Origin of the sequence: Gordonia sp. VNK1 (assembly GCF_040049135.1) — a bacterium.
Classification (GTDB): Bacteria; Actinomycetota; Actinomycetes; order Mycobacteriales; family Mycobacteriaceae; genus Gordonia; species Gordonia oleivorans.
This window is the reverse complement of the sequence record NZ_JBDZDJ010000038.1, coordinates 15,783-27,406: the sequence shown is the minus strand read 5'-3', so window position 1 is coordinate 27,406 and position 11,624 is coordinate 15,783. Positions and strand designations below refer to the sequence as shown.

The 11,624-nt window shown below is 68.0% G+C and carries 7 protein-coding genes; 1 reads left to right on the top strand and 6 read right to left on the bottom strand.

Features of this window, described 5'->3' with window-relative positions; all coding sequences use genetic code 11:
• Positions 1-529: 529 nt before the first annotated feature.
• The 6 genes from ABLE94_RS25520 to ABLE94_RS25495 form a co-directional block, all read right to left on the bottom strand.
• Complete coding sequence (locus ABLE94_RS25520; protein WP_348810246.1) at positions 530-1,288, bottom strand: VIT1/CCC1 transporter family protein; 759 nt, start codon at positions 1,286-1,288, stop codon at positions 530-532.
• Between the two features lie 113 nt (positions 1,289-1,401).
• Complete coding sequence (locus ABLE94_RS25515; RefSeq protein ID WP_348807273.1) at positions 1,402-2,610, bottom strand: DICT sensory domain-containing protein; 1,209 nt, start codon at positions 2,608-2,610, stop codon at positions 1,402-1,404.
• Between the two features lie 119 nt (positions 2,611-2,729).
• Positions 2,730-2,879, bottom strand: coding sequence for a hypothetical protein (locus ABLE94_RS25510; protein WP_348810245.1), 150 nt, complete (start codon positions 2,877-2,879; stop codon positions 2,730-2,732).
• 120 nt (positions 2,880-2,999) lie between these two features.
• Positions 3,000-3,545, bottom strand: coding sequence for a Dps family protein (locus ABLE94_RS25505; protein ID WP_348810244.1), 546 nt, complete (start codon positions 3,543-3,545; stop codon positions 3,000-3,002).
• Between the two features lie 387 nt (positions 3,546-3,932).
• Positions 3,933-7,190, bottom strand: a complete 3,258-nt coding sequence (locus ABLE94_RS25500) for an arabinosyltransferase domain-containing protein (RefSeq protein ID WP_348810249.1) — start codon at positions 7,188-7,190, stop codon at positions 3,933-3,935.
• Positions 7,191-7,308: 118 nt separating this feature from the next.
• A complete protein-coding gene (locus ABLE94_RS25495; protein ID WP_425476284.1) occupies positions 7,309-10,728 on the bottom strand; it encodes an arabinosyltransferase domain-containing protein in 3,420 nt (1,139 codons plus the stop codon).
• Positions 10,729-10,838: 110 nt separating this feature from the next.
• Here ABLE94_RS25495 and ABLE94_RS25490 point away from each other — a divergent pair, with 110 nt between their 5' ends.
• On the top strand, positions 10,839-11,534 hold the full coding sequence (locus ABLE94_RS25490) for a hypothetical protein (protein WP_348807270.1): 696 nt from the start codon (positions 10,839-10,841) through the stop codon (positions 11,532-11,534).
• Positions 11,535-11,624: the final 90 nt, after the last annotated feature.

Below are 11,624 nucleotides of genomic sequence, written 5' to 3'. Positions count from 1 at the left end.
ATGGGACTGTCGGTGGTGTCTGTCATGCTGATGTCACCTCCCCCGAGAAGGCCGTTGTGGCTGTGTGTTCTATTATAGCCGTCTTCTACGTGAATCGCAAGGGTTTTCTATCCACAGGGTGTGGATGAGTGAATGTGGTTGGGGTGGGCGGGTTTCAGCGCTAGCTTGCGTGGTCTCGACACGACCTCCGCTAGCGCTCCGGTTGGCTCGACCGGCGGGGATGAGGGGCTCGACCGGCGGGGATGAGGGGCTCGACCGGCGGGGATGAGGGGCTCGACCGGCGGGGATGAGGGGCTCGACCGACGGGATGGGGTGTCGACGCGGTTCGTCGTCTAGGCGGAGCCCAACGCGGCGGCTATCGCCCCGCCCCGGCGAGATGGGTTCTGCCGGCGACAGATACAATACTCCCCGGGGCGCGAAGATCGAACGCGATTGCGGCAGTTCACTTCAGCGAGTTGACCCGGATCATTCCCACCGACATCGGCGGTGCAGTCCTCGCCGAGACCGGAGCGACCCGCGTCGGGTCTTCCTAGCCCACTGCGGTGCCGAGTGCTTTTCCGATCGCGAACGTCACGATCATCGCGATGGCGCCTCCGACGACGACCCGGCACATCGGCCGCCACGGCGATGAGCCGCCGAGGACGGCGCCGACGTAGCCGGTCAAGGCCAGGGCGACGATCACCGCTGCGAAGGTGATCGGCACCCGAACATTGATTGGCGGCAACAGGATCGCCAGCATCGGCAGCAGGGCGCCGGACAGGAACGACACCGCAGAGGACACCGCGGCCATCCACGGGTTGGTGAGTTCGTAGGGGTCGATGCCGAGTTCGATGTCGGCGTGGGCCTCGAACGCATCACGGTCGGTCAGTTCGGTCGCCACACGGCAGGCGGTGTCGTGGCTGAGGCCCTTGGCCTCGTACAAGCCCACCAGTTCCTCGAACTCGGCCTCGGGTTCCTCACGGAGTTCGCGGGTTTCCTTGGCCAGGAGTGCCTGTTCGGTGTCGCGTTGGGTGCTCACCGACACGTACTCGCCGAGTGCCATCGACACGGCGCCGGCGCAGAGGCCCGCGAGACCGGCGGTGAATACCGGACCGCGCTCGGTGGTGGCGGCGGCGACACCGACGACGATGCCCGCGGTGGAGACGATGCCGTCGTTGGCGCCGAGCACACCGGCACGTAGCCAGTTGAGACGATTCTTCAGTGAGCCGCCGGCGTGGGGTTCACCCGGATGCTGATGCGGCGGATCGGCATCGTCATGCTCGGCAGCAGTGTCCTCGACGTTGCGCATGACTCAACTCAAGCCCGAATTGTCGGGAGCCGCAAGTCAGGAAAGCCGAACCTAGCTGCAGTTTTGCCGCGATTTTCGTGTGTCTCGGATGGGCGAATCCATGGCGACCGCACTCACGCGAACCGCTGCAGGATGGAGTGCACCGCCTGGGTGACCGTCACCCGGTCGTAGCTCTGCACGAAATCGAAGGTGCGGTCGAGGTCCGCCGATCCGCAATGCTGATCGCGCGCCGACAGCAGAGCGGCGAAATGAGGCCCCAGCACCGCGACATTCCATTCCTCGACGAGGTCGTCGTCGGGTGCCAGCGGTGCGCGGTGCACGTTGCCGTCGCGGATGTCGACGAGGTCGACCCCGTAGACGCCGGCCAGTCCGGTGCGCATCGACATCGACCGCCATCGTGCCGCGGTTCGGTCGGTGAAGTGCCGGGCGTGCTGGAAGGTGCCGAGCACGATGGCCGCCCCACCGGCGGCGGCCTGTTCTTCCAACGCCTTGCTCATCTCGATCAGCAACCGTTTGCTGCCGCGGCGCGGGACGTGCAGGGCCGACGCGATGGCGTACGGGGTGGCGCCGTCCGGTGCCGGTGTCGACCACACCGGCAGATCCGGCAGCGGAACGATGGTCGCCGTTCCGAACACCGACGGCGACTCGACGGCGGGATACAGGCTGCCGGTGCCGTAGGACGCGCCCATCGTCATCGCGGTGATCCGCTTGGCCTCGTCGTCGACGCCGTCGGCGACGACCACCGCATGCGTGCGTTCGATGTGGGCGGCCAAGGTGTGTGCGATCCGCGCGCCGTCCGGATTGGCGTCGGCGGCAAGTAGCTCGGGCCCGGTGACGATGATGTCGGGTTCGATGAGCGACAGCAGTGTGGCGGCCTGATCGCTGGTGGTCAGGCCGTCGACACAGATCACCCGTCCCTCGCTGCGGGCTCGGGCGACCCGCGCGAGGGTGCGTTGCGGGCTGCGTTCGACGGCGTCGGGAAGCACGACCATGACGTGCCGCTCGAGGACGTCGAGAGTGTCGTCGTCGAGGCCGTCGACGAGTTCGAGATCGAGGTGGACGAGCAGCGGCAGGATCTTGGCCAGGGACTGTGCCTGCGGGGACGTCGCGAACTCGCGTTTGCGGTTGTCGAGGACGCGGTGCTGATCCATCAGCCGGGCCGCTCGCCGCAAGGCGCGGGAGGTGCCGACTCGTGTGCCGGTCGGGCCGCGCAGGGTGAGTTCGACCGCGGCGACGGCACCGTCGCTCAACCGGCACACCGGCGCGAATTGCATGTGGAGCTCCAGGTCATCGAAGAGAGTGAATCCACTTTCGACTGACATCTGTGCAGAATCGGGGGTCATCGCAGAACCACGTCCATCGGCCTTCCCTTGGCGCGCCGAGGCGCAACCGGATGGATGCAGCTGTTTCACATCCCCTTGTGAACGTCACATGAGGTGGCTCATAACCGTGACAGGGCAAACATGGTGCCTGCGGCCAGGGTAACAAGAAATGCGACGAGGGCGGCGGCGACCGTCACCGACCCGGTGAAGCCGATCGCCATCACGAAGACCCAGAGAATGACTGCGAGAATGGCGGCGATCCACAGCACCCGGACTCCGCGGTCCGCGGGATCCGGTGGTGCCGGAATCGGATCGACCTCGGCACCACCGGCGGCGGTGTGGTTCTCACAGCGGGTTCGGGTGACATGTGTCCGACGTCGTGTCAGAGGTCAGGCGTTACGTGCAGCGGCGGCGGCACCGCTTTCGGTGGTCTGTCCCGCGGTGGCGAGTTCGCCGGTGTAGCTCTCCAGATGCGCCCGCACGAACCACTGGAACTTCTCCAGCTCGGCGGTCTGCCCGATGAGGATGTCCTCGGTGACCGGGTCGAGATCGCCGGTCTTCGCGATGGCGTCACGATGGGAGGTGATGAAGCCGTCGTACACCACATCGAGCGCGCCGAGGTGTGCCTGCGCGGTGTCCCGACCGATCGAGTAGTCATCCCAGGAGCGGTCGTCCTCGATGGCCTTGGCGGTGCCACGTGGCGACGCGCCGAGGGTGGCGACGCGTTCGGCGATGGTGTCGGCATATCCGCGGACCAGTTCGACCTGCGGGTCGATCATCTCGTGCACGCCGATGAAGTTGGCGCCCACCACATTCCAGTGCACATGCTTGAGGGTGAGGTGCAGATCGTTGAGCGCCGACAGACGCTCTTGAAGGAGAGTGGTGACCGTCGATGCGGTGTCGGAGCTGAGTCCGGGAGCGGTGAATGTGGTCATGACCCCACGCTACGAGTGCCGCCGGCCGCCGCACACCCTCGGCGGCGCTGCGCAACGCAACCGAGACGGATGATCACGGTATGGTCACGACGCAAGCGCGCAAGCGATCCCGTCTCGCGGTGACAGCATTTGCCGTCACCAACGGTTCCACCGGTGAGTTCCGTGACATGTACTCGCGGTCGAGCAACAACCTCAAGGAGTTGCTCCTCGACAACAAGGGCGACCAGCAAGGGCACCGTCGTCGACGCCGCGGTCAAGTCGGTGACGCCGGATCGGGTGGCGGTGGCCGTGGATCGTCGAAGACGAACTGCAGCGGCTGCCGCAGAATGACGCGCCGGAGACGATCACCGAGACGATCCGGTTCCTGGAGTCCGATGCCGCGGCCGATCAGTACCCGCTGGATCGCATCGGTGCCGGATTGTAGAGCCCGGATCGCCGTGCCGTGCCGATCTCCAGGTCGGCCGGCGGCGCCGGATCGATCTCGGTGAACCGTTGCAGCCCACCCCAATCCCGGTCCCAGTTGTTGCGCAGGTAGGTCGGTAGCAGTGTCGGCGTGAGCATCGCCTCGGTGATGCCGAGCGGCCCTCCGGCGGTGCCCGCCATCCAGGTCTGACTGTTCTTCCGGGTGGCCTCGGCGTCGGGCATGATGCGCCACTTCGGTACCTGCAGAACGCCGTTGACGACCTTCATGGGCTGCTGGCAGGGGAACACCATCCCGGGCAGCCAGTCGATGAACACCGGATCGGTGCGTCCGACAACATCGTTCAGCGTTCCGAGGGTGCTGATCCGCGGGGGAGTGATCGCCACCCATTCGGCGGGGGCGCCCGCGGTGTCGACCACGTCGATACGTACGACGGTGGCGCCGGCGGGTGACTCGGCAAGGGGGAAGCGGAGATTGCGCCACGTGGGGGCCTCGCCGATGTCGATCGGTGACATCGTCCCGAGTGGGGTGACGCCGCCGTCGGGCCGGGTCCGTCCGAACTGGGCGATGACCTTCTGTCCCGGATGGACCACGCCGATCCCGTCGACGGCCTCCACGGAACCGGCGACCGCGACGGTCAGCAGCGGGGCGGTGTCCGAACGCGTCGGCATGGTGTACCACGAGGTGGTCAGATGACCTGTGCCGGTGGGTGATCCGTAGGTGCCGAGTACGGGTGTGGCGGCGGGGTTCAGAGCGAAGGGAAGCCGCACCGTCGATCCGTTGACCCCTCGCTGTCCCTGACCGCCCTCGGTACCGCCCTGTGCCGACTCGTCGGAGGACCCGGACTCATCGGCGCCCGCCCCGGACGCGGCACTGTTGGTGCCCGACGACGTCGTGGTCGTATCGGAGTCCTCGGTGGCGTCCACGCTGAGCTGGTCGGGAACCCCGTTGGGGGAGAAACCGCTCGGGGGTTGCCCGGACGGTGTGCCGGCGAGTGCCGCCGAGACGTCCGGCGCGGGTGTGCCGTCGACGGCCGCGGGCCGCAGCAGACCCGCCGTCGGATCCGCCTCGACGAGAACGTCATTGGCCAGTCCGCAGGAGTTCCCGGTCAGTGCCCGCACATTGGAGTTGAGCCAGGAGAACGAGTCACGTTGTACGTACGCTGCCTTCGCGAAGGTCACGACCATGAAGATCACCACGAACGCCGAGATGACCGGCAGCGGCGAGAACGTCAGCCTCGTGTACCAACGGTCGGACCGGCCCGCACGGGTCGCCTCGTCGACGTAATCGTCGCGGAAGTGGAACCACAATCCGACCAGGGTGGTGATCACCGCGAGGACGAGGAACACCGTCCCGAACTGGATTCCGGCGAGCGACGGCGGACGATCCCACCACGGGATGCCGTAACTGCCGACGAACCACCATCCGTTGGTGCCGGTGAACGAGATCCCGGTGACCGCGAGGACGGCCGCGGCGAAGAAGGTCCGATTGCGCCGGGATCGCAGGATGGCCGGTGCCATCATCGCACCGGCCGCGGCGGCAAGGCCGCCCGCGATGCCGGCGTAGACCCCGAAATGGTGGGTCCACTTGGTCGGGGTGAACGCGATGAAGAACATCGTGCCCAGGGTGACCGCGATGAGTCGCCAGATCGGTGCCCGTGCAACCCCGTTGGGATGTACCCGACGCAGCAGGCGGAGCAGGACCACGATGAGGCACAGGATCATCACCAGGATGCCGAAGCGCCGGGACAGCGTGCCGTCGGCGGTCGGCAGGATCAGGTAGTAGTACCGCACCGGCTCCTCCCACCATTCCAGGGTCGGACCGACGGAGGTGGCCACCTGATTGCCGACGAGCAGCGGCATCAACGGCTGGTCGGCGAAGATCTGGAACAGCACCGCGGTACCGGCGGCCAGGATGGGCGCCAGCATCGGCAGCAGACCGTCGCGGCGGCGTCGGGTCACCAGGGTCTTGACGATGGGCCGCACACCCGCGAGAAGTGCTGCCACGGCCATCAATCCGCCCGGCGCCAACGCCAGGGTGAAGGCGGCGGTGACCACGGCGATCGCATAGGGCAGCAGGCGGCGGGTGGCGATGGCACGTTCGACACAGCACCAGGTGAGCAGGGCGCCGACCGCCTCGGCCGGCTCCGGGCGCAATCCGTTGTTGTACGGCAACCAGATCGCGAGGAACACGAACGCCGCCGACCACACCGCGGGCGTGCTGTGGCGGACGGCGCGACCCAGGCGAGGGATCACCTCGCGCGAGATGAGCCACCACCCCAGGAGTCCGAGCAGGAAGGCGGGCAACCGCATCCAGGGTGCGGCCAGGCTGACGTGGGTCATCGCCGAGATGACCTGGAAGTGCCATCCGAAGGGATCCTGCGGCACGCCGAAGTAGCGGAAGTAGTTGTCGGCGTATCCGGCGTCGCCGGCGATCCGGCCGACGACGAAGTTGTAGCCGTCGTCGGAGGTGTTGGCACCCATCAGCCACCAGAGGGCCAGGATGACGAACACCGCGACGTCGGGCGGCCGGATCGTCCACCAGCCCGACGGCAGGAACCGCTTGTGGCTGCGGCCATCCCGGCGGTCCAGCAGACCGAGCATCACCAGCGATGCGAGGGTCATCAGGATGCCGAGGACGATCGCCGTCACCTTCAGCGGGGTCGGTGTGCTCACATAGCGGGTGTCGATGGTGGCGTGCGCCGACAGCCCGTCACGCGGCGCGTCGGTCGGCAGGTCGGTGTAGATGCCGACGATCTGCGGGCGCATCTGCTGGTCGGGCACCGTGAAACTCGACTGGGCGTCGTCGCCGGTGAGGACGGGCGCGTCCGACGCGCCACCCGGTCCGGCCGCGAAGCGTGCCGACACGCCCGACCCGTCGGCGTGAAAGAGGATGCGGCAGTCGGGATTGTCCTGGGCCGTGTCCCGGGGAGCCGAAAGGATCACGACGTCACGGTCGGTCACCACCAGCGCGTCGGCGGTGGCGCGGATGAACAGGGCGCGTGCCGCGGCGTCCTGCCCGCCCTCGGGCAGTGTCGAGAGCAGCACCCCACCGCTCGCGGGTAATGCGCGTGCCAGTGCACACGGCGCGGCGACGTCCATGTCGATCGGCACGAACGACACCAGCGGTGCACTCACATTGCCCACCGCGTCGCCCTGCGGCCACCGCAGTTCGGCGGTCGTCTGATTCACCGGCAACAGCGGGGTTCCGACGGCCAGCAGCATCCCGAGCAGACCGAAGACGACGGCGCCGATCCTGATCAGACGAGCATTGCCGGGTGACGGGGTTGGCGGGGGTTCGGTGGTCTGGGACACGGTGGTCTGGGGCTCGGTCGGCTGGGGATCAGTTGTCATCGGAGGACTCCACCCGGATCGTCGTCGGCCCGGACACGCGCAGTCCGGACCATCCCCATTGCGAGCGGCCGGTGGTGTTCACCTGTGCCGGTACGGCTTCGGGTTCCAGTGGCGTCAGCTTCTCCAGTGCACCCCAGGATCGATGCCAGTCGTCTTTCAGGTAGCTGGGCACCGCCTGTGCGGAGGTGGTGCCCTCCGACACCGCGAGCAGCCCACCGTCGTCGGCGTCCTGCCATGTCTTGGACTGCGAGTTCGCCGCGACGTAGTCGGGCAGGATGCGCCACCGGGGAACCTGTGCCACACCGTTGGTCACCTGTAGCGGTTGCTGGCACGGGAAATGCGATGCGACGGTGAAGTCGATGAGTGCCGGCGCGGTGCCGACGACCCGCTGCAGGGTCTCCAGGCGCGGCGCCCGCGGCGGTGTGATGGCGAGGAACTGATCGGCGCCGAGATTGTTGTCCGACAACGACAATCGCATGACCGTCGCGGCCGGCGGGACCGCCGACATCGGCACCCGCAGGTTGCGCCACGGGCGGTTGATGATGGTCGGTCCGGCGTCGAGGGGTACGACGTCGGGGCCGATCTGCTCGAAACCACCCTGCTCGCCGCCGCCCGCACCGGGGCGACCGAACTGGACCACCAGCTTCTGACCGAATTGGTACACCCCGAACATGTCGACACTGGCCACCGATCCGGCCGCCGAGAACACCAGCAGCGGAGAGGACGCGCGGGCCGGGAGGTCATACCAGCCGGTGGTGAGGGTGGCCTGCCCCACGTACCCGTAGCTGCCCAGGACGGGCGTGGTCGCCGGATCGAGGCCATAGGGCAGGGCGACGGTCGATCCGTTGACGGTTTCGGGCCCGCGTCCACCGGTGGTGCCGGCCTCCAGTCCGCCGGAGACGACGAACGGCTGGGAAAACGGTGCGGCCACATTCATCTGGCCGGGGCGGGCGCTGCCGGACTTCGGTGACAGGTCGTCGGGAACCCCGTCGGGGCTGAAACCCGTTGACGTCACGCCACTGCCGGCACCCGCCAGCGCCGCCGAGGCCGACTCGCCGCCCGCCGGGACGAGCATGCCCGCGTTCGGGTCCGGTTCGACGAGCACGTCGTCGGCCAGCCCACAACTGTTGCCGCGCACCGTGTTCAGGTTCTCCCCGAGCACGGTGAACGCCGGATACCGGACCGCCGCGGCCTTGGCGAACACCAGGACCTCCGAGATCACCATCAGCGCGGCGATCACCGCGATCGGCGACGACGCGAGGAACAGGCGACGTTGATCCGACCGGCTGTCACCGCCGCCGTGGGCGAGACCCTTGTTGGTCACGTAGTCGAGCCGAAGGTGTTGCCACACAGCGACAATCGCGGCGACGACGGCCAGGATCAGGAAGATCGTCGACACTCCGACGCCGGCGACCACCGGGGCCCGGTCGAACCAGGAGATGCCGAATTCGTAGGCGAACGGCCAGGCATTCTTGCCCGCCATCGCCGCGGCGAGCGCGAAGAACAATGCGGACACGAAGACGGTCAGGTTGCGGGTGGAGCGTGCCGCCGACTGCGCGACGGCCACCGTCGCGCACGCCGCGATCCCCGCGCCGACACCCGCGAACACCCCGAATTGGATGGTCCACTTGGTCGGGGTGAAGGCGAACAGCAGCATGGTCACGCCGATGGTGCCGATCAGGCGCCACACCGGTCCGGGTGCGATGCCGCGAATGTGCCCACGCCGCAACATGACCGCGACGCAGACGATGAGTCCGGCCAACAAGAGCAGCAGCGGTACCCGTCGGGTGAGGGCGCCGTCCTTGGTCTCCACCGCGATGAAGTAGTACCGCAGGTACTCCTGATTCCACGAGATCACCGGACCGGTGAGATAGCGGATGCGCACCGCGTCGACGACCGAGGCCAACGACTGATCGCGGAAGACGACGACGAGGATCAACAGACCGGCCGCGACGATCGGCGCGACGAGGGCGGCCACGGATTGTCCGGCGGCGCGACGGGCGAGCACCACCCGCAGCAACGGCCGTGCCGCGACGACGAGGACGGCGACGCCGATGATGCCGTGCGGTGCCAAGGCGAGGGTGAAACCGGCGGCGATGGCGGCGGCCGCGGCCGGCAACAGGCGCCGCGTCGCGATCGCCCGCTCCGCCGCCCACCATGTCAGGAGCGACCCCACCACGATGATCGGCTCACTGCGCAGTCCGCTGCAGAACGGCAGCCAGAACGCGGTGAACACCGTCGCCGCGGCCCAGCACGCCCAGCCCTCCCACCGGCGCACCCGCGACAGGTTTCCGGCCACGGCCGGGCCCAGGCGGGGCAGCAACACCCGCGACAGCACGAACCACGAGACCAGCCCGGCGATCAGCGGCGGGATGTGCATCCAGAGCAGCGTCGGCGACACGCCCGCCCAGTGCGCGAGGAAGGAGTAATACCAGTCGAACGGCGCCTCGGGGATGCCGTAGAAGCGGTAATAGTTCGCCAGGTACCCGAACGAGTCCGCGGTCCGCCCCATCGTCAGGATGTAACCGTCGTCGGGTGAACCGGCACCGAGGAACAACCACACGATCAGCGTCGCGGTGACGACGACGTCGGTGGGTCGCGGACACAGCACCGTCCACCAGGACCGTCCGGCGGTGATCCGGCGTCGATACCCGTGCTCGCGATCGAGCAGGAACAGCGCGATCAGCGAGATGATCACGCAGATCACCGCGAGGATCATCACGACGAGTTTGATCGTCGACGGCGAACTCGTGAACCGGCTGTCGATCTCGACGTGGGCACGCAGACCCTGGTCGACGGCCGCACTGATCTGCTGGGTGGGCAGTGCGGTGAACATGCCGTCCACCTGCGGGCGGGCATCGGCACCGAGATCGCCCGCCGACCGCACACCCTCGGGCTCGGCGCCCGCCGCGTCGACGAACCGGGCGCCGGTGCCCGTCGCCGACGAGGTGATCTGCACGTGCGAGCACCGCCCCAGAGCCGACCGCGGGGCACTCGCCGCCTGGGTGTTGCGGAAGGTCACCGACACCGCGTCGCGGCTCGCCGTCACGTACAGGGCCTTGTTCTTGCTGTCCGGCGCGGCGGTCGGCATCGTCGACAGGACGACCGCGCCGTCGGCGGGTGTCGCGCTCAGCAAGGTGCACGGAATCGAGATGTCCAATGACTGCGGGGTCTGCGCGATCAGCGGGGCCACCACGTCGGGTGAGGTGTCACCGGCGAGTTGTGCCTGCGGCCAGTCGAACGACGACTGTTTCACCGTCACCGGCAGCAGCGGGGTCAGCAGACACAGCAGTGCCCCGAGCACACCGGAGACGACGGCGATCACGCCGACCGGAACGCCGCGCCGAGCGTCCGCCGCCGACGCCTGCTGAGGTGATCCCGACGCGGGAGGCGGGGCTGTCGCGGGCACGATGATTGATGCTATGTGACGGAACTGAGAGGAACCGAGCGGGCGCGTACTGCGGGCGGATGCGTGTCGGTCGGTGCCGCAGAGCCCGTCGGGCCACGATAATGGGCGGCATGCACTTCGAAGGCGATATGTCGGGTCCCGAACTGTTCTCGCAGTTCTACGCGGTGGTCCTGCCGCATGCGCACAGCGCCACACGTCGCGTGTTGTGGTCGCCGCGCTATCAGGACTGGTTGCGGTCCCGGGACGGCCGCGTTCAGAGCCGCGACACCTTCCTCAAACGGCCCGGCACCACCGACGGGCATCCGGACGAGCCCGATCAGGAGAAACTGACCGCGGCCGAGGAGCTCGCCGCGCGGGTGTTCGACTCCGACGACCCGTGGGTCTGTGAGCGCTGCGGGCAGCGCGCGCCACGACTGCACTTCATCGCGCCCGACGTCCACGGGGTGCCGGCGGTGTACTGCGTGGAGGTCCCGGCACTCGACGTCGTCGAATCCAAGGGTGTCGTCGGCCTCGTCAAACACTGGGGGAGTCCCTTCGCCTGTCAGTCGGTGAACCCGGCGATCGAGACCGGTCCCGCCGACGTCGAGATCGGCCCGCGGGTGCTCTATCCGTTCGGCAAACCCCTGCCCGCCGGCGACGTGATCGCCCGCGACTGGTGTTCACGATGCGTCCAGTCGGCTGCCGCCGCCGTCGAGGTGGCCGCGCGCAACGGTGAACCCGTCGAGGCGAGGATGCGGGTGCAGGCCGAGATCATGATCAAGAACACGGCCCTGGAACTGCTCAGGTATTCGTCTGCACAGCGCTGACGCGGAGTCCGGCCTGTCGGATTCCCCGGCATGATCCGATGCCGCAATCCGATGCACCGAGACGACCACCCAGGATCGTCCACTACTGTG

What these genes read in the sequence shown, in the direction of transcription:
- ABLE94_RS25520 (WP_348810246.1), bottom strand. Translation starts at nt 1,288, where the DNA reads ATGCGCAACGTCGAGGACACTGCTGCCGAGCATGACGATGCCGATCCG.
- ABLE94_RS25505 (WP_348810244.1), bottom strand. Translation starts at nt 3,545, where the DNA reads ATGACCACATTCACCGCTCCCGGACTCAGCTCCGACACCGCATCGACG.
- ABLE94_RS25500 (WP_348810249.1), bottom strand. Translation starts at nt 7,190, where the DNA reads ATGCTGCTGGCCGTCGGAACCCCGCTGTTGCCGGTGAATCAGACGACC.
- ABLE94_RS25515 (WP_348807273.1), bottom strand. Translation starts at nt 2,610, where the DNA reads ATGTCAGTCGAAAGTGGATTCACTCTCTTCGATGACCTGGAGCTCCAC.
- ABLE94_RS25490 (WP_348807270.1), top strand. Translation starts at nt 10,839, where the DNA reads ATGCACTTCGAAGGCGATATGTCGGGTCCCGAACTGTTCTCGCAGTTC.